The sequence below is a fragment of the Pseudoalteromonas sp. T1lg122 genome, assembly GCF_002964825.1.
Taxonomy (GTDB): domain Bacteria; phylum Pseudomonadota; class Gammaproteobacteria; order Enterobacterales; family Alteromonadaceae; genus Pseudoalteromonas; species Pseudoalteromonas gelatinilytica.
This window is the reverse complement of record NZ_PQCG01000005.1, coordinates 26,073-44,343: the sequence shown is the minus strand read 5'-3', so window position 1 is coordinate 44,343 and position 18,271 is coordinate 26,073. Positions and strand designations below refer to the sequence as shown.

The 18,271-nt window shown below is 42.2% G+C and carries 17 protein-coding genes and 1 tRNA gene; 11 read left to right on the top strand and 7 right to left on the bottom strand.

The features are described 5' to 3' along the window. Positions 1 to 49: 49 nt before the first annotated feature. Both C2M33_RS04465 and C2M33_RS04460 read right to left on the bottom strand, forming a co-directional pair. Positions 50 to 1,195: a DUF1624 domain-containing protein gene (locus tag C2M33_RS04465; protein ID WP_105173855.1), complete on the bottom strand. Its 1,146-nt coding sequence runs from the start codon at positions 1,193 to 1,195 to the stop codon at positions 50 to 52. Beyond that, positions 1,185 to 3,269, bottom strand: coding sequence for a TonB-dependent siderophore receptor (locus C2M33_RS04460; protein ID WP_105173854.1), 2,085 nt, complete (start codon positions 3,267 to 3,269; stop codon positions 1,185 to 1,187). The genes C2M33_RS04465 and C2M33_RS04460 overlap by 11 nt, the downstream gene beginning before the upstream one ends. Before the next feature lie 180 nt (positions 3,270 to 3,449). On the opposite strand from C2M33_RS04460, the gene C2M33_RS04455 reads away from it, so the two are divergent. From C2M33_RS04455 to C2M33_RS04445, 3 genes are all read left to right on the top strand, one after another. Further along, positions 3,450 to 3,914, top strand: coding sequence for an energy transducer TonB family protein (locus tag C2M33_RS04455; RefSeq protein ID WP_063700813.1), 465 nt, complete (start codon positions 3,450 to 3,452; stop codon positions 3,912 to 3,914). Between the two features lie 85 nt (positions 3,915 to 3,999). After that, positions 4,000 to 4,245 (top strand): DUF3297 family protein, encoded by a 246-nt coding sequence (locus C2M33_RS04450; protein WP_171037140.1) that lies wholly within the window; start codon positions 4,000 to 4,002, stop codon positions 4,243 to 4,245. A 169-nt stretch (positions 4,246 to 4,414) separates the two neighbouring features. Further along, positions 4,415 to 7,630 (top strand): S41 family peptidase, encoded by a 3,216-nt coding sequence (locus C2M33_RS04445; RefSeq protein ID WP_105173853.1) that lies wholly within the window; start codon positions 4,415 to 4,417, stop codon positions 7,628 to 7,630. 96 nt (positions 7,631 to 7,726) lie between these two features. On the opposite strand, the gene rtcR is transcribed toward C2M33_RS04445, so the two are convergent. Beyond that, complete coding sequence (gene rtcR, locus C2M33_RS04440; RefSeq protein WP_233999105.1) at positions 7,727 to 9,319, bottom strand: RNA repair transcriptional activator RtcR; 1,593 nt, start codon at positions 9,317 to 9,319, stop codon at positions 7,727 to 7,729. A 250-nt stretch (positions 9,320 to 9,569) separates the two neighbouring features. On the opposite strand from rtcR, the gene C2M33_RS21090 reads away from it, so the two are divergent. From C2M33_RS21090 to C2M33_RS04405, 8 genes are all read left to right on the top strand, one after another. Beyond that, positions 9,570 to 9,640 (top strand) — tRNA-Ser (locus C2M33_RS21090). Between the two features lie 233 nt (positions 9,641 to 9,873). After that, a complete protein-coding gene (locus tag C2M33_RS04430; RefSeq protein WP_105173851.1) occupies positions 9,874 to 11,028 on the top strand; it encodes a slipin family protein in 1,155 nt (384 codons plus the stop codon). 28 nt (positions 11,029 to 11,056) lie between these two features. Next, the gene (locus C2M33_RS21465) at positions 11,057 to 11,590 is read left to right on the top strand and encodes an RtcB family protein (RefSeq protein ID WP_325050836.1); all 534 of its coding nucleotides are present in this window, start codon (positions 11,057 to 11,059) and stop codon (positions 11,588 to 11,590) included. Between the two features lie 23 nt (positions 11,591 to 11,613). Then, a complete protein-coding gene (locus C2M33_RS21460; protein WP_325050835.1) occupies positions 11,614 to 12,282 on the top strand; it encodes an RtcB family protein in 669 nt (222 codons plus the stop codon). A gap of 2 nt (positions 12,283 to 12,284) precedes the next feature. Further along, positions 12,285 to 13,313, top strand: coding sequence for an RNA 3'-terminal phosphate cyclase (rtcA, locus tag C2M33_RS04420; protein ID WP_158685562.1), 1,029 nt, complete (start codon positions 12,285 to 12,287; stop codon positions 13,311 to 13,313). A 15-nt stretch (positions 13,314 to 13,328) separates the two neighbouring features. Next, positions 13,329 to 14,585, top strand: a complete 1,257-nt coding sequence (locus tag C2M33_RS04415; protein ID WP_105173849.1) for a multifunctional CCA addition/repair protein — start codon at positions 13,329 to 13,331, stop codon at positions 14,583 to 14,585. Continuing rightward, positions 14,582 to 15,397: a nucleotidyltransferase domain-containing protein gene (locus C2M33_RS04410; RefSeq protein ID WP_105173848.1), complete on the top strand. Its 816-nt coding sequence runs from the start codon at positions 14,582 to 14,584 to the stop codon at positions 15,395 to 15,397. Before C2M33_RS04415 ends, C2M33_RS04410 begins: the two co-directional genes overlap by 4 nt. Positions 15,398 to 15,427: 30 nt before the next feature. Continuing rightward, positions 15,428 to 15,688 (top strand): hypothetical protein, encoded by a 261-nt coding sequence (locus tag C2M33_RS04405; protein WP_105173847.1) that lies wholly within the window; start codon positions 15,428 to 15,430, stop codon positions 15,686 to 15,688. A gap of 29 nt (positions 15,689 to 15,717) precedes the next feature. Here C2M33_RS04405 and C2M33_RS04400 read toward each other — a convergent pair whose 3' ends face one another. The 4 genes from C2M33_RS04400 to C2M33_RS04390 form a co-directional block, all read right to left on the bottom strand. Next, complete coding sequence (locus C2M33_RS04400; protein WP_158685561.1) at positions 15,718 to 16,977, bottom strand: AAA family ATPase; 1,260 nt, start codon at positions 16,975 to 16,977, stop codon at positions 15,718 to 15,720. After that, positions 16,964 to 17,221 (bottom strand): hypothetical protein, encoded by a 258-nt coding sequence (locus C2M33_RS21285; protein ID WP_233999104.1) that lies wholly within the window; start codon positions 17,219 to 17,221, stop codon positions 16,964 to 16,966. Before C2M33_RS21285 ends, C2M33_RS04400 begins: the two co-directional genes overlap by 14 nt. 27 nt (positions 17,222 to 17,248) lie before the next feature. After that, a complete protein-coding gene (locus C2M33_RS21280; protein ID WP_233999103.1) occupies positions 17,249 to 17,614 on the bottom strand; it encodes an RNA ligase family protein in 366 nt (121 codons plus the stop codon). A gap of 148 nt (positions 17,615 to 17,762) precedes the next feature. Further along, the gene (locus tag C2M33_RS04390) at positions 17,763 to 18,095 is read right to left on the bottom strand and encodes a low molecular weight protein tyrosine phosphatase family protein (RefSeq protein WP_054563017.1); all 333 of its coding nucleotides are present in this window, start codon (positions 18,093 to 18,095) and stop codon (positions 17,763 to 17,765) included. Positions 18,096 to 18,271 lie beyond the last annotated feature (176 nt).

Below are 18,271 nucleotides of genomic sequence, written 5' to 3'. Positions count from 1 at the left end.
GGATAGTAAGTAGGTAATGCCGATATGCTTAGCATATCGGCATTTTTCGTTATAAATACTTTAACCAAGGCTTGTTAGCCTTACGCTTGTATTCACTAAACGTCTTGGTTGGCCAATAAAGCCCTACTGCCAACAACAAAGTAATAAACCAAATACCGGATATATCACTGACTCCTAAATATTGCCCTTGATTTGCCCCCCAGATCAGCATGCCTATTTGATACATAAATAGCAGTACATAGAGGTGGAAAATATAAAAGAACATAGGCACAGAACCATACACTCTCAGCGCATTAGTAACGCGGTTGAGCGGTCTTTCAAATAACCATAAGCCAACAAACATGCCCGCTAACGTGATCAGCAAAAAGCTCAGTGACGGTGGGTACTTAGTCACGTTAAACACCGACATCATGGTTTCGGTTGTAGTGCTAAACGTTTGCCACGGCAAGGTTTCACCATAAATATTAAAACCACGCAGCAGCGCAAATAATCCCACACATAACAGGGCTAACAGCAGTAATGCTCGTTTACGCGAATCTGCCGATTGGGTGTGCGCATATAAAGGACCTGCACAGTAACCCAACAAAATTACGCCAATCCAAGGCAGCACTGGATAGCTAATTTTGACGTCGATTAAACCACCTTGTGATAGATAGCCTCGGTCATGCAAAATCGTCCACAGCGAGTAACCAAACTCATCGGGCGTAAAGCTGATTGGAGTCAGTAAGTTGTGACCAAATACAATAACTAAACCAAGCACCAGCAATAGGTTGCGTGGCAGCTTAATCAATGCTGCTAACACCAGCATACAAAGGCCAATCGCCCACATCACTTGTAGCCAAATGGTGTGGTAGTAACCCATCCACGAAAAACAAATCAGGGTCACTTCGAGGGCGATTAAAAAAAGTCCTCGCTTGATTAAAAAGCTTCGTGCTGAACGCGCCATGCCACTTGCTGGGTTACTATAAAGCCACGCCGATAAACCGGTTAAGAAGATAAAGGTTGGCGCACAAAAGTGCGCCGCAAAGCGGCTCCAAAAAAGCCCCGGCGAAGTGGTATCAACCACCATGGGATCGGCCACCTGCATGTGCAAGAAAAACCGCTCTCGCACATGATCAAGTAACATCAGCAGAATAACGACACCACGCATGATGTCGATACTGTGTATACGGCTTTTAACTTGTTCAGAAGTCATAACTTACGCCAAGTTTAAATTGTGTCGGCGCACCTGGGTAGGCCCACAATGCATTGTAAGAACTGGCGATATATTGCTCATCAAACACGTTATCAACATTCAGTGATACCGTTGTACGTTCAGTCGCTCGCCATTTAGCAAATAAACCAACAGTTTGGTAACTCGGTAATCGGAAGGTAAGATCAGCTGGGTCACCCAAACGGTCAGACACATATTGATAATGACCACCAATCTTTATGTCTTGTGCGAATACACTTAGATCATGGTTTAAGCCAATCGAAAGGTTATTCTTTGGTACGTTCACAAGTGGACTGCCCTTAGGAATTGGCACTAACCAATCAACATTTAGACTATCTGTCGCAGTCTCTGCATCCACATAGGCATAAGATAGGGTGTACTCGGTATTGTCACCCAGTGAACCTGTTAAATCTAACTCAAAACCTGTGCTATTTGCTTTACCTACAGGTGTTGAATAACCCACATTTACTGGATCTGCCACCAGCATGTTGCTCTTGCTTGCATCAAAGTAAGCAAGCGTACCGCTAATGTTGGCATAGCTAAATTTAACACCTACCTCAAACGAGTCGCTTTCTTCAAAACCGAATGGATTACCTTCGGCATCGGTGCCGCTCAGTGGTAAAAAGCCTTCTGAATAGCTTGAGTAAAGGTTAATGTCGTCATTAAGTGCGTAAACCACACCAAAACGTGGACTAATGCGGTTTTCTTTGCTGTTTGATGCCACACCAGACTTAGTTTCAAAGATGTCTTGCTCAATTTCATCAAAACGCAGACCTAACATCACTTTTAAGTTATCGGTTAGATCTAGTTGGTCTTGCAGGTAAATACCGTACGCATTTTGCTGTTCGTTATTTTCGTACTGCATGCTTACTTCAGGGCCTTCAGTGGTGCTGTACTCTGGCTCATAAATATCAATGGTGTAAGTGCCATTACCACCACGGTAGCGATAAAGCCCCGTGCGTAGCTCATAGTCGTAACCATCAACACCAATCATTACATGGTTGGTGATACCAGCAACATCAAAATGACCGCTTAATTCAAAGCGCAGCGATAAATCATCAGACTCATAATCACGGTATCTGTGTTGGCGAGTTAAAGTTCTGCCATCATCAAATAATGACTGACGCGATGGTGAAAGCTCAGCATCTGACGAATAACCCGTTAGCGTTGCAGTACGGTAACTAGCACCTAATAACAAGCTCCAAGCTTGGTTTAGATCGTTGCTGTAATTTAATTGATGGCCGCGTGAGTGCACTTTGGTTGGTGCATCATTTGGGTTACCTAAAAAGCGTGACTCAGGCACGGTATCAAAATCACCATTTAACACCACAATACCGCGGTCATACATTTGCTGTTGGTCAACATACTCAAACTCATAGGTCAGCGATGAGTTATCGTTGATTTGATAATAAAGCGAAGGCGTAATCACGAATTTGTCGTGGTGAACATAGTCTCTAAAGCTGTCACTATCTTGCCATGCGCCATTGATACGAAACGCTAAATCATCGCTTAGACCGTTAGTGTAATCACCTTGAATACGCTTGTGATCATCGCTACCGAACTCAGCTTGAAGTTGCCCTTGCTGATAAAACTGGGGCTTTTTAGTAATAATGTTTACGGTACCACCCGGCTCTGAACGGCCATAGAGTGCTGAGCCCGGTCCTTTTAATACTTCGATGTATTCAATGTTTGATACATCACGCGGGCCTGCAAAGCCGCGTCCACCACTAAAGCCGTTAACTAAATACCCAGACGGCATATTTTCGTTACCCGACAAACCACGAATTGAATAGCTATCCCACAGCGCGCCACCATTATTCTTGCGAGTAATGCTGGCAGAAAAATCCAGTGCATCACGAAACTTAGTGATACCGTTATCAGTCATCATGTCTTTACTTAATGTGGTGATCGATTGCGGTAAATCTTTTGTTGGAATATCACCACGAAACGCTTGCTTATGTTCAATGGTGATTGTTTCGATATCGCTGTTATCAGCTGCGTATGTATTCGCTGCAAACGCCGCAGCTAAGGCTAAACTTAGTGTTGAGTACTTCATAAGGTCTGATTGTAGTAATTAAGGGAAATGTTTTGTTATAAAATAACACAAATGAGCATATTGATATAGTATAACAAATCATTTGCACAGAATTTTTACCTATCTTTTTAATGTTTACATCATGCAAGTTCATCACTAGTATTAATAAATGACTAAAAAACAAACAAGTTAGGGAAAACTATGTATAAATCACTTTTCGCATTAACGCTCGTATGCACATCTATAAGTTCATTCGCTAACCCTGATTTATCAGGCCGAAACCCTTTTGTTGATATTCAAGCACAGGTACTCGACACCTCCACAGGTAAGCCAACATGGCAACGTCTTGATCATATTCCTTATGTACAATACCCAACGGGACTACTTAATCAGCAAGGTAGTGGCTGTGCGATTGTTAACTTTGCAGTTACTCCCGATGGTGTTGTGAAAAACCTTAATATCGAGAACTCAGCACCTAAGCGCTTTAGTAAAGATGTTAGAAAAGCAGCAAGGCAAATAGTGAGAGATTGGCAATGGCCTGAACGTACTGATGATCAAACACTTGAGCTAACCATGCGTTTTGATTACTGCCTCACCTTCGATTACGACAAAAAGAGTGAAGCTATAGCTATGTGTGTTGAGCATTCAGAACAAGCCTGCGAGTAAAGCATAAATTTGCCATACAGATACTTGAGCCAATGCGAGGTATTGCCTACAATGGCGCACAATTTATTCAATGCAGATCGCAATTATGACTGATACACAAAAACCAGAATTACCAAACCAACTTTCTATCAATCCACGTAGTAAATTTTATGTGGAAGAAGTTTTCGAGCATGAAATTGGTGTAAAACTTAACGGCAAAGAGCGTTTTGACGTTGAAGAATATAATATCAGCGAAGGCTGGATCAAAGTCGCTTCTCCAAAAGCCCTTGATCGCCGCGGCCAACCTTTACTATTAAAGGTAAAAGGCACTGTAGAAGTATTCTACAAATAATGATTTGTCGGCTAAAGCTTGCTTTAGCCGACACTCCCTCTAAATTCACGCCCCTATTTCATCGATTGATTTCTAGACACATTTTGTAACACTGCGTTCATCGCAACTGCATCGCTATTTAAAACTGAATTGTTATGATGTAACAGTTCCCAAAATAGGATGTAATCCCATGAAAAAACTAACAACGTTGGCACTGGCCATGGCTGCGACACTGGCACCTTGGGCATCAGCTTACGAAACTAAAGACACGCGCTTACTGCGCTTTCCAGATATTCATAACCAAAGCGTTACCTTTGTGTACGGTGGTGATATTTACATTGCTAATACGCAAACAGGCGAGAGCAAACGCTTAACCGACCATATTGGCTTTGAAACCTTCCCTAAGTTTTCACCTGACGGTAAACGCATTGCCTTTGCAGCAGAGTACAATGGCAGCCGCCAAATTTATGTAATTAACAGCGATGGTTCTGGCTTAAAACAACTGACTTACTACAACGATGTTGGCCCAATGCCACCACGCGGCGGTTTTGATTATCGTGTTCTCGATTGGACAGCGGATGGCAAAAATGTGGTATTTCGTGCTAACCGCACACCGTGGGGTAAACGTATGGGTCGTCCATACATGGTGCCTGCTGACGGTGGCCTTGAGCAGGCTCTGGCTATTCCAGAAACCGGCGGCGGCATGCTTTCGCCAGATGGTAGTAAATATGTTTACACGCCAATTGACCGTGAATTTCGTACTTGGAAGCGCACCCGTGGCGGTCGTGCGCAAGATGTCTGGGTTTACGATTTAAAAAGCAATACCTCAGAGCAGCTAACCAGTAACCGCGCTACCGATCAGCAACCAACCTGGGTTGGCGATAATATTTACTTTGTATCTGATCGTGATTACACCCTTAACCTGTATCAATACCAAAAAGGCGCTGAGCCGAAAAAACTAACCAACCATAAAGACTTTGACGTACTGTGGCCATCAGCTGGCCCAAATGCTGTTGTTTATGAAAATGGTGGTTACCTTTATCGCTTTGACCCAAAAACTCAAAAAAGTAGCAAGCTAAGTATTAACATTGCTGGTGTGCGTCAATACGCAATGCCGTACACAAAAAATGTGAGTGACTTTATCGACTCAATGTCGATTTCTCATGATGGTAAACGTGCACTCTTTACTGCCCGCGGTGAGCTATTTAGCGTACCGGTTAAACAAGGCCCAACACGTAACCTATCTTACACAGCAAAAGGCCGCGAGATTGACGCAAGTTGGTCGCCAAATGGTCGTTATATTGCTTATATGAGCGATGAAAGCGGCGAATACGAAATTTACTTAAAAGATCGCAGCGACAACAATGCCACTAAGCAGCTAACCAGCAACGGCACTATTTGGCGCTTTACACCAATTTGGTCACCTGATAGCTCAAAACTGTTATTTGCAGATAAAAACCACACACTCTGGTGGATAGACGCAAAATCGGGTAAACAACACAAAATTGATACCAGCATCTACGATGAAGAAGGTATTCGCCAGTATACTTGGTCACCAAATAGCGAAGACATTGTGTATGTAAAAAACAATGAAAACCGCTATGCATCACTGTGGCACTACAATATTGATAAAAAGAAAGTGACTCGCTTAACGGATGAAATGACCAATGAGCAAAACCCAACTTTCTCTCCAGATGGTCAATATCTGTACTTTAGTTCTGAGCGCGACTTTAACTTAGCCTTTAGTAGCTACGAGTTTGACTACATGTTTAATCGTGCAACGCGTATTTATGCCGCTGCCGTAAATGACAGCATCAAACCACTTATCGCACTACAAAGTGACGAAACAGCGATCGTCAGCGATAAACAAAAAGATGACGACAAGAAAGCGAAAAATACCCTGCAAAGCAGCGACTTTATGCAGCGCGTTACCGCTTTAAATGCGCCAGCTGGAGATTATCGCGGTTTAACGGCAGTAAAAGGTGGCGTGCTAACACTAGCTAATGGCGGCCTACAATTAATAGGCACAGCTCACGACAGCGAGCTTGAAACTGTGGCTAAAGGGGTAAGCAGCTACACTATTTCGAGCAACGGTGAGCACCTGTTAGTGCATGCGGGTAACGATTACAGCTTAATTGAGCCTAAAGCAAAACAAGACCTAGCAGCGAATAAGCTAGATCTTAGTAACATGACCTTAAAAATTGAGCCACAAATTGAATGGCAGCAAATGTATGTTGAAGGCTGGCGTACATTACGTGATTGGTTCTACGATGAAAACCATCACGGCCAAGATTGGGACGCAATTTTAGCCAAGTATCAACCTATGGCTGATGCTATCTCACACCGTAGTGACCTAGATTACATTCTCAGTGAAATCGCAGGTGAAATAAACTCAGGCCACATTTATGTGCAGTCGGGTGATATGCCAAAAGCAGAGCGTAAAAAGCATGGTTTATTGGGTGCAAAACTAGCCAGCGACCCATCTGGATACGTAAAAATTGAGCAAATCTTCCAAGGAGAAAACTGGCATGAAGACTTCCGCTCACCACTTGGCACAACAGGGGTAAAAGCACATAACGGCGACTACATCATTGCCGTAAATGGCCGCTCAGTAAAAGACGTCGCTAACTTCTACGAATTACTAGAGAACACTCAAGGTGAGCAAGTCGAGCTAGTTCTTAATAGTAAACCGCGCAGCAAAGGTGCATGGCAAGTTACCGTTAAGCCTGTCGCCAGCGAGCAAGGTTTGCGTTATTTAGACTGGGTTAACTCTCGTGCAGCCTACGTTGATAAGCTATCAAATGGTCGAATTGGTTATGTTCACTTACCAAATACAGCCTACGAAGGTAACCGCGCCATGTTCAAAAACTACATGCCGCAAACCACCAAAGACGCCATGATTATTGATGACCGATACAATGGCGGCGGCTTTATTCCTGAGCACATGATCACCTGGCTTGCCCGTAAACCGCTTAACTATTGGAAGCGCCGCGGTGTTGAGCCAACGAAAACACCACAATTTGCTCATGATGGTCCAAAAGCCATGCTGATCAATGGTTACTCAAGTTCTGGCGGTGATGCTATTCCTTACTACTTCCGCCAAGCGGGGTTAGGTAAGCTTATTGGTACCCGTACTTGGGGTGGATTAATTGGTATTTCAGGTAACCCAAGTCTTGTCGATGGCGGCCAAGTTATCGCGGCAACATTCCGCGTTTTAGATAACAATGGCAACTGGATCATCGAAAACGAAGGTGTCACCCCAGATATCAAGGTGGTTGATCGCCCAGAGCTAATCTACCAAGGTAAAGATCCATCGATTGAACGTGCCGTAGAAGAGCTTTTAAAAGAGCTAAAAGACAATCCGAAAAAGCCACTCACCGTGCCACCAGCACCGACTGACTTTTAATTCTTAACTGGTTGTTAAAAAGCAAAAAACCCCGCAGCAATGCGGGGTTTATTTTTAATTAAAAGAACTACCTTTTAACTTGTATATACAAATAATTTAAGCTAAGTCAGACCATGCTAAATTGAATTTACGTAAGTATTTTTGTAATCGAGTAGAGTCATTGGCTTGTGCTTTTTTGGTACGACTCACATCAAATAACTCACGCCCAGCTGAGGCCATGCTTGAATGCTGCTCACAGATACTAAGCACATAATTTAACTGAGCAATATCAAACTGATCTAAATTCGCTATTTGCTCTTCTGACAAATAGTGAACAAGGCGATTAGGCGCTTTCGGGTGCACATTAGATTGCCATGAGTCTTGTAACCGTGCGATTTCGTCACTGACATCCGTCACAGTGATACGCGAAGAGTTCGCCAAAGTACATAAACGAGTAATTGCAGAGCTTAAATCACGAAAGTTTCCACGCCACACTGCTTGCTTCGACATAGCAAACTGCTCAAACAGCTGCTTTGCTTCTTTATTGAATTGAATTCGCTGCCCAGTTTTTTGCTCAAATAAACCCATTTCATAGTCAATATTGGCAGGTATATCTTCTTTTCTGTCTTTTAATGCCGGTAACTGATAGCTCCACAAATTGATACGTGCTAATAAATCTTCACGAAACAGTCCTTTTTCAACTTCGGCTTTTAAATCTTTGTTAGTGCCAGCTATGAGTTGAAAATCACTCGCAACAGTTTGATCACTGCCAACTGGATGAAAGGTCTTATTTTCAATGGCGTGTAACAGCATTGCTTGCTCTTCTAAACCCAGCTCGCCAATTTCATCTAAAAACAGCACACCATTATTTGCAGTGAGCAAGTAACCGCTTCGCTCTCTTTGAGCACCAGTAAAGGCCCCTTTTGTGTGGCCAAACAAAGCAGCCATAGCATTTTCACCACGTAACGTGGCACAGTTAACCGACACAAGCTCACCTTTTAAAATGGCGCGCTTCTTTTTCAGTTTATAAATTCGCGTTGCCAACTGGCTTTTACCAGCTCCCGTAGGGCCCGTTAGAAGGATAGGATCATCTGAACGAATTGCCACAACTTCAATCTGCGCAATCAACTTATTGAATGCACTGTTTTTAGTTTGAATACCGCCTTTTAAAAATGCATTACCTTCTAAATGCTCTTTATCAAAACGAGTGGCAAGTTGATCATACTTAGATAAGTCCAAATCAATAATTTGAATCTTACCTGTCGCTTTATTTTGATTATGCTTATCGGGTGATGTTTGAATTAAACGCCCAGGAAAATGACCACTCTCGGTTAATAAGAAAATACATATCTGCACAACATGGGTGCCAGTCGTGATATGAAAAAAGTAATCGTGCTGATCAGTATCAAAACGCTGTTGATGACACCAATCATAGAGCTTGGCGTAAACCTCTTCAAAATCCCAAGGGTCTATAAAGTTAATATTTTCAAGGCATACCGTGGTTTCTGGGGAAATCGACTCAATATCTACTGCAACATTATTCGCTAAACGAGAGCTATGAGTATCATGCATCATATACAGCTTACTAACGATGAACTCTTCTTGACTACATAAGCTGACATTGGGTCGCCATCTTGCCCAACGGTCTACGCGCTTACCCACATAGTCTAATTGAGTTCCGAGAATACTCACCACAATCGTACTTTTCAAAATATATCCTTATAGATAGAAACTGTATCCATTTAAATACCAAATAACACTATCGTCAAGTACCTCATCACCCAACACAAACTACAAAAATAGAACAAAAAACATAAAAATCAGTGTGTTAAGAAATAAAAAACACTCTTTTTTAGTTGTGGCACAGCTCTTGGAATAGAGAAGTGTGATTAATTAGGAGTGATTCAAATATCACCCTGGTGCGTTACACACTGTGAACACGTATGCCTAATCACAAAACTATTAATGTAGCTCAGAGGTAGAGCAGCGAAATGATTTCGTCGGTCATGGGTTCGATTCCCATCTTAATACTATAAGTAGCTCAAACAGGTAGAGCACCAAAACCAATTTGGATGTTGCGGGTTCAAATCCCGCCTTAGTCAAAATCGTAACTTTAAATGTTAGTAAGTCGTTGTTTGCGCTGACTGATAAACGCTTAAGCATGAACGATAACAGCAAGCCGGATGCTCCCTGTTATTGCGACGCCCAAAGCCTTTTTCAGTTAACAAATACACACTTGCTAACTATCAATAAGGAAATAGAACATGTTAAGAAAAACACAATTAGTAGCAGAGAACCAAAGAGTGCTCGTTTTTAAAGACCAGCAACTAACAGACGTGTTAACGCCAGGAAAGCATCGTTATTGGGATTTTCAGAAGCAGCTTGAGTTTGTCACCTTTGATATTAACTCACTGTATTTCTCAGAGCGAAATACTGAACGTTTGTACCGCAATAATCCAATCTTGCAACAGCATATAAGTCATTGGAAACTTGAGAACAACGAACTAGGTATGTTGTATGTTGATGATTTACTACAAGGGATCGTCGCTCCTGGTGAGCACTTATATATTTGGCAAGATGCAGGGGCTATAAAACTTGAAAGAATTACTCTCAACAGCACTCAAGCGGTGCCTGAGCAATTATTAAATTTAGTTAATCGAGCTGGTGCAAATAGCGCAACTCGCTTAATTAGAAGCGAAAAAACAGTCGCAATCAAACCGATCGCCGAGTTTAAAGTCGCGAAAGAGCATGTAGGCTTACTTTACATTAACGGCCATTTTATTGGGAAGTTGCAGCCTGGTATTCATGCCTATTGGCAATTTAACCATGATATTGAAGTGAAATGTTATGACTGTAGAACACAAAGCGTAGAAGTATCTGGGCAAGAAATTCTCAGCAAAGACCGAGTTAGCCTGCGCATTAATTTAACTGCCAATATCAAGCTGATGGATGCTGAGCTTGCAGCAAAGAGCGTAGATAAATTGGATGAATTCATCTACAAAACTCTACAACTAGCACTCAGAGAAGCGGTTGGTACAAAAACGCTCGATGATATCTTATTAGATAAGTTGTATATCAATGAAACAGTGAAAGAGCTGGTGATTGAACAACTTAAGGAGATTGGTATTGCTCTATCTGGCGTTGGTGTAAAAGACATTATTTTACCGGGCGAGATGAAAGCCATTTTAAATCAAGTAGTCGAAGCGCAAAAAGCAGCTGAGGCAAATGTAATAAAGCGACGTGAAGAAACATCAGCAACACGCAGCTTACACAACACCGCGAAAGTAATTGAGAACAACCCGACGCTAATGCGCCTTAAAGAGTTAGAGGCATTAGAGAAAGTCGCAGAGAAAATAAATAACTTAACCGTTTATGGCGGCCTTGAAGGGCTAATGAACGGGGTCGTAAAAATAGCCTAACAGGCTAGGACGAGTAAGGAATCAAATTATGTGTAATAACTACAACACAATCGAACAACAAGGACAGGTACCTATAAAGGCATGGACAAAAGGCGTACCGTTTGAAGATGCAGCTATTGCTCAATTAAATAATATTGCGCAAATGTCGCTAGTTCATTCTCATATCGCGGTCATGCCAGATGTTCACATGGGCAAAGGCGCCACAATAGGTAGCGTCATTCCCTCTGTAGATGCAGTGATCCCCGCAGCGGTAGGTGTTGATATTGGTTGCGGCATGGTTGCAACTAAAACAACGTTAACGGCTTCGCAACTGCCCGATAATCTGGCGGCAATTCGTCATGCGTTTGAAGCTGCGGTACCACATGGTCGAACGGGCCGAGGTAGAGGGGCTCGCGACAGAGGTGCTTGGCATAATATTCCTGATGTTGTTGCTGGTGAGTGGCAAAAGCTTGAGAAGCGGTTTGAAAAAATCTGCGTTAAGCACCCTGCAATTAAAAACAGTAATCATGTAAATCACCTAGGCACGATGGGCACAGGCAATCATTTTTTAGAACTAGCCTAGATGAAAACAATGCAGTTTGGATCATGCTGCACTCAGGCAGCCGAGGAGTTGGTAACCGCATAGGCACTTACTTTATCGAGTTGGCTAAAAAAGAGATGGAGCGTCATCAAATCAACTTACCTGATATGGATCTTGCGTATCTGAAAGAAGGAAGCGAATACTTTGATGACTATGTTGAGGCTGTAGAATGGGCGCAAGATTTTGCAGCTAAAAACAGAGAGATCATGATGTTTAACGCTATCAAAGCGCTTAAAAAGCAAATACCTATCGCTTTTGAAACCGCGGAGCTTGCTGTTAACTGTCATCATAACTATATCTCGCGTGAGCATCACTTTGGCAAAGATTGTTTTGTAACACGCAAAGGAGCTGTACGTGCACAAAAAGGTGAAATGGGGATCATTCCCGGAAGTATGGGAGCGCGCTCTTTTATTGTTCGCGGCTTAGGAAACCCAGATAGCTTTAATAGCTGTAGTCATGGAGCCGGCCGAGTCATGTCTCGTACAAAAGCTAAAAAGGTCTTTAATATTCAAGATCAAATAGCGGCAACCCAAGGGGTAGAATGCCGCAAAGATGCCGCGGTGATTGATGAAATTCCGCATGCGTACAAGGATATTGAAAAGGTTATGGCTGCACAGCAAGACTTGGTTGAGGTTGTACATACGCTAAAGCAAATAGTCTGCGTAAAAGGATGATAATGAACTATTTAATAATTGATGGTGCACAAGGTGAAGGCGGAGGGCAAGTACTTCGCACCGCCCTCACCTTATCAATGTTAACCAAACAAGCTATTGAAGTTGTTAATATTCGGGCCAAGCGAAAAAAGCCTGGCCTGTTACGCCAGCACCTAACCTGTGTGTTAGCAGCACAACAAATCTGTGATGCCGAAACAGCTGGAGTTGAACTGGGCTCAAACCATATTCGCTTTGCGCCTAAACAAATAAAAGCGGGGGATTATCACTTTGCGATTGGCACAGCAGGCAGTACAACGCTTGTATGCCAAACTGTATTACTGGCATTAGCGACAGCAAAGCAGCCCTCTACCATAACCTTTGAGGGTGGCACACATAATGGCATGTCACCTTCACTGTGCTTTTTTGAGCACTGTTATTTGCCAGCTTTAGCAAAAATGGGGGTGTATTGTGAGCTTACAGTTACCAAGTATGGCTTTTACCCTGCCGGTGGTGGCAAATGGCAGTTAACCGTTTACCCGTGTGAAACATTAAAGCCCTTTGCGCATTTTGCACCGCCAACTAAAGATGCCAAAAAGTCGATTAAAGTACTTGTTAACAAGTTACCGGGGCATGTTGCGAAGCGTGAAATTAGCACTGTAAAACAAAACCTTGGTTGGACAAACGCTGAAACCACGATCACTCAAGTAGAAAGTATTGGAGCAGGAAACAGCTTGCAGCTACATATAACATCAGACACTCATAACAGTATTTTTGAAGTTATTGGTCAACATGGCGTTGCAGCACAAAAGGTGGCTCTGAAAGCCGTAGAACAAGTTACACAATTTACCCAATCAGCAGCGGCAGTAGAAGAACATCTGGCAGATCAGCTGCTTTTGCCATTAGCTTTGGCCGGTAAAGGCGAGTTCAAAACCAATGAACCAAGCTTGCACAGCTTAACCAATGCAGAGGTCATAAAAACGCTTTTGCATGTAGAGATAACGTTTACTCAGCTTGATGATAACCTTTGGCAGGTATCATTAACTGATACCTAATTAGGATGATCGGCAATGGAAAGCACATTAAAACATGTTTATTTAGTCGGCGGTGCAGTTCGCGACAAATTGCTAAACAGAGCGGCAGCTGATCAAGACTTTGTTGTTGTGGGTGAAACACCAGAAACCATGTTAGCCCTAGGCTTTGAAACTGTTGGTAGTGATTTTCCAGTATTTTTACATCCAACCACCAAGCAAGAATATGCCCTCGCTCGCACTGAACGAAAGCAAGGTCGTGGCTACAAAGGATTCACGGTGAATGCCAGTACCAGCGTAACTCTAGAAGACGACCTTGCGCGACGAGACTTAACTATCAATGCAATGGCGATGAGTGCCGATGGCGAGCTTATAGACCCATTTAACGGCCAACAAGATTTAAATAACAAGGTACTTAGACATACATCAGCAGCATTTGCTGAAGATCCGTTACGTGTACTGAGAGTGGCTCGATTTTTAGCTCGTTTTGGTGAAAGCTTTAGTATACATCCGGAAACCAAGGCATTAATGATGCAAATACACCAACAAGGTGAATTAGCCTATTTAACGCCAGAACGGGTTTGGAAAGAAACCGAAAAAGCACTTGCTGAACCTCACCCTGAGCTTTACTTCAAGACGCTGTATGGTTTAGGTGTGTTTCCAGAAATAGATGCAATGAGTGGTGTTCCCCAACCAAAAGAACACCACCCTGAGGGCGATGTTTACACCCATACACTGTTAGTTTTGCAAAGAGCGGCTCAGCTAAATTTTGATGTAGAAACTCGCTTTGCCGCATTAACGCATGATTTTGGCAAGGCGACGAGCTTTGAGCTAAACGGTAATTTACATGGCCATGAACAACGCGGCGTAGCAGCGATCAAGGCGTTTTGTCAGCGTTTAAAAGTGCCTAAACGGTTTTATGAGCTGGCAGCATTAACCAGTGACAATCATACGCGTTGTCACAAAATCGCACAGCTAACACCAAAAACATTACATAAATTACTTGTCGACAAGCTAAATGCGCAAAATAAGCCTGCGCGGTTTTTGCAGTTTTTGGATGTGTGTCAGTGTGATGCGCAAGGACGGGGACCAAGTTTTATACATCGGCCTTATGCGCAACGAACACTTGCACTGGATTTAGTAAAACAACTAAACAAGCTAGATAAAAAAGCACTTGTGCAACAAGCAATACGCCAAGGTAAAAGCGGCATAGCCATCGGAAAAGCAGTTCGCGAAGCAGAAATAAAGCAACTACGTGATTACTTCACGGAGCAAATTAGTAAGGAAACAAAATGAATAACACAACAGCACACTCAGCAATCGATGACAGTGTAAGAGCTGAAATAATGCGACGCATAAAAGCGGCAGAAGCAGAACATAACGTTAAAGTGTTATTTGCTATTGAGTCGGGTAGCCGAGCATGGGGATTTGCAAGTCCTAACAGTGATTATGATGTGCGCTTTATTTATGCGCATGCTAAAGATTGGTATGTAGCAATTGATGTTGAGGAGCAAAGAGATGTAATTGAATACCCAATCGTCGATGAAATCGATATAAATGGTTGGGATATTCGTAAAGCACTCAAACTATTCAGCAAATCAAATCCCGCGTTTATTGAGTGGTTACAATCACCCATAGTGTATGTTGATGATGGCTTTTTTGCTGCACATGCAAAGCGACTAATGCCACAGATAGTGTCATCTCATAAAGGCATTTATCATTACCTGCATATGGCAAAAGGTAACTTTAGAGAGTATCTAAAAAATGAGCGTGTTCCGCTGAAGAAATACTTTTACGTATTACGACCACTACTGGCGATTATGTGGCTCGAAAAATACGATGAACCTGCTCCGATTGAGTTTGATAAACTAAGGGAGCTTGTCAAAGAGAACCTTGCATTGGATGCTGCGATTTCAGATTTGCTCGCCCGAAAAAAGGTAAGCTTAGAAAAAGAATACGCGCCAGCTGTGCCTGTAATTAATGAGTTTATCGAAGCAGAGATAACACGGCATGAAAACTACACAGCTAACGTAAAGAAGAAAGTCGTCGATTTTGATGCTTTAAATCAGTTGTTTAAAACGACACTTATGCGATACGAGAGCGAATAGTTTTGTTATTTTAAATTAAAAAGGAATTATATGAAAAAGCTCATTACTTTGCGTTTACCCGCAATTTTAGCAAGCCTGATATTAATAGCGGGATTGATTTCATTAACATGGGAGAGTGGCACTTCCTATGATGATGGAGGGCTGGGTACGTTTTCATTTATTATCTTAATGCCAATAATGATATTAAGAAGCCTGATAAAACTCCCTGTATGGGTGCTCGTTCCTACGATTAGTGTTGGCCTATTCTATCTAGATTATTTTTTAAATAAGCGCATAAAAAACAAAGAATAGGCTCGCAATGCGAGCCTATTTTGTAACAATTAAAAACGACCAAATTGATAAAGTAGCTGCCCTGCTTCGCCAATCACTAATTGTCTATGTGTTTGGCTTTGCCAAGGCCATTCAAACTTTTTAAGCTGATTTTGCTGCACGTCATCACTAACGCTAAACGTTCTATTGTGGTTGTATTGTTTTAAGCTTTTAGCGCTTAATTGAAATACCACTAATGTGACTAATGCCCCGTAATTAATAGCTAACTCAATCAATGGTTCTCTAAAGTCTTTACGAGTGCTTGTGGCATCCCACACTAGGTTTCTTTTTTCAGCTAGTGCCTTTTTAAAGCGTTGCTTAGCAAATTGCAAAACTTGCCCGCGACTTTTTTGGCAGCTACGTTTACCGTTAATTTCAGCCCTAATGTCATCAAGTGAGATGACTTCAAAATCGACTAAGTTATTTGCGATCCAAGTTGATTTTCCACTGCCGCTGATACCACACATAATGTAGCAATGACTGTACTGCTGACAGGTTTTATAGTTTTTCGCAATGGCTTCTTCGACAAGCTTAATGTCGCCATCAGCTAACTGTTTTATGGCATAACCATCCAACAATGTTTGCTCTGACTTAGTAGGCTTAACCTGTATCCGCGCTAAATATGTAGTTGTGGGATTAGTTACCCCCCATAACTCATAATCTTGTGCAAACATGCGATACTGCTCTAACAAATCAAGCTGTACTGCCAAGTCATTGCAAACTCGACCGCGCATATCGGCTAATTCAAGCCAATAGAGAAGTTCTAAATCTGCATTTAGTGATAACTTGAAATAATCACTAAACTCTTGATTTTTAATCACAAGGCGTTTTGGCACTTGATGAAAACCCACCAAGCCCATAATTACCATGATCACACTGTGCTCAAGCGGAAGCTCTATCAACTTCGTTGCTAAATAACTTGCACCAATTTCTTCGTGTAACGGAGCTACAACCCTTAACTGACCTTGAATCTCCTTTTTTCGGGTGGTCAATGGCTTGGCTATATCATGCAGTAAGGCAGATAAAATCAATGCTTGTCGCTTTTTACCTGTGATATGAGAAGCCTCAGCAGCAAGCAACTCATAAAGTGCTTTAAGCACTAAATCAGTATGTATTGCGACATTACCTTCTGCATGCCAAATTGAATCCTGCTCTGTTTGTTCAAATTCATTTAATAACGGAAAAAAGCTCCCTAGATTCATTACACATTCGGCAAAACTAGGAGTATTTTGCAGCTCAAGGCTGGCTAACCAGTTTTCAACTTTTTCCATGCTTGCCCCCTGCCGATTTTTGTAAACCATTTGCAATAACGTCTGCGAACATCCAATGCTGCTCGGTGGTTACATGGTTATTTCTAACCCACTTAGCTACCGCACTTGCAAAATCTTTGTAATGAAAACCTTCAGCAAGTCGCACCACATAGCCTTCTTGGTTCACTGTATCTATCGAAATAGCTTTAATTGTTTGCTCACACCAAAGACCAACATACAGCTCCTTTGGTGTTGTTAGCCCCAAGCTTGCAAGAAACTGCTTAGTGTCTTGTCAACTTAAACACTGATTGAGCTCATTCCACACAGAAAAAGCCATAAAATAACTTGGCAAATTGTTGTATGAGATTGAATGCCTTGCATAAAGGTTCTCACCACAAATACGCCATCTGATTGGTATTTTATAACCTACTTGTACTTGCAGTGCTTTTACCCAAGCGCGCGATGGATGAAAGCGGCTATCAATCGATCTTGCATGAATGTAGTCATTGTATAAGGTGGTATTTTCACCATCCATTTTTTCCGTGACCACAACTTGTTTGCCGACAAAATGGCTTAAATCTCGTTGCTTTACGTCGTCATTCGTAGCCCCTAATGACCATGGAAGGTGTGGGGTACGAGGATATTTAATTCTCATCATATTTCTCCATATCTACTCTAATTAGTAGCTAGATTCATTAACTTTCAAAGAAATAGACACAGCAGTACGTACTCATAGTAGTGTCACTATAAGTGTTTGGATTGCTGTGCCTTGATGGAATTACATCGTTCTATCCTCGTTTTATTTATTATGCAGTGTGGTCGAAATAGTGATCGACTGACTGCTTTAAAGTTTCAATGAGTGCCTCATCCATATATTGGTACTCGTCGGGTATATCGAGTACCTGAATCGGCTTGTGCTGCAATAAACGGCTAAACTGCGCTTTAAGGCGTTGTTTATGCTTATGTTCCATCACAAAAATTATATCTGCCCAATTAATATCAGCAGTTGTTACCGTGTGCCTTGCTCGTGGGCTTGTGCCTGCAGAGCGGGCTTTAATGCCATTGTATTGGTTGAATACCTTTTCTGCCGTTGGGCTACGCCACTGGTTACGGCTACATAGATACCCAAGCCACCTCAAAATGCAGAATTCAGCGTTTCACAGGTGCTTAATATCAAGGCGTTACTTTGCAAGAATGGCAGTCCCTTTTAAGAAGTAACAACGATGAGAGTAAGTGCCTGTGAAGCGCCCAACGGGTTGGTTTAAAAGCGATTTATACTGCGTTATTGATCTTAACAATAGAACCACTATTACTT

What these genes read in the sequence shown, in the direction of transcription:
- C2M33_RS04465 (WP_105173855.1), bottom strand. Translation starts at nt 1,195, where the DNA reads ATGACTTCTGAACAAGTTAAAAGCCGTATACACAGTATCGACATCATG.
- C2M33_RS04460 (WP_105173854.1), bottom strand. Translation starts at nt 3,269, where the DNA reads ATGAAGTACTCAACACTAAGTTTAGCCTTAGCTGCGGCGTTTGCAGCG.
- C2M33_RS04455 (WP_063700813.1), top strand. Translation starts at nt 3,450, where the DNA reads ATGTATAAATCACTTTTCGCATTAACGCTCGTATGCACATCTATAAGT.
- C2M33_RS04450 (WP_171037140.1), top strand. Translation starts at nt 4,000, where the DNA reads ATGACTGATACACAAAAACCAGAATTACCAAACCAACTTTCTATCAAT.
- C2M33_RS04445 (WP_105173853.1), top strand. Translation starts at nt 4,415, where the DNA reads ATGAAAAAACTAACAACGTTGGCACTGGCCATGGCTGCGACACTGGCA.
- C2M33_RS04430 (WP_105173851.1), top strand. Translation starts at nt 9,874, where the DNA reads ATGTTAAGAAAAACACAATTAGTAGCAGAGAACCAAAGAGTGCTCGTT.
- C2M33_RS21465 (WP_325050836.1), top strand. Translation starts at nt 11,057, where the DNA reads ATGTGTAATAACTACAACACAATCGAACAACAAGGACAGGTACCTATA.
- C2M33_RS21460 (WP_325050835.1), top strand. Translation starts at nt 11,614, where the DNA reads ATGCTGCACTCAGGCAGCCGAGGAGTTGGTAACCGCATAGGCACTTAC.
- rtcA (WP_158685562.1), top strand. Translation starts at nt 12,285, where the DNA reads ATGAACTATTTAATAATTGATGGTGCACAAGGTGAAGGCGGAGGGCAA.
- C2M33_RS04415 (WP_105173849.1), top strand. Translation starts at nt 13,329, where the DNA reads ATGGAAAGCACATTAAAACATGTTTATTTAGTCGGCGGTGCAGTTCGC.
- C2M33_RS04410 (WP_105173848.1), top strand. Translation starts at nt 14,582, where the DNA reads ATGAATAACACAACAGCACACTCAGCAATCGATGACAGTGTAAGAGCT.
- C2M33_RS04405 (WP_105173847.1), top strand. Translation starts at nt 15,428, where the DNA reads ATGAAAAAGCTCATTACTTTGCGTTTACCCGCAATTTTAGCAAGCCTG.
- C2M33_RS04400 (WP_158685561.1), bottom strand. Translation starts at nt 16,977, where the DNA reads ATGGAAAAAGTTGAAAACTGGTTAGCCAGCCTTGAGCTGCAAAATACT.
- C2M33_RS21280 (WP_233999103.1), bottom strand. Translation starts at nt 17,614, where the DNA reads ATGATGAGAATTAAATATCCTCGTACCCCACACCTTCCATGGTCATTA.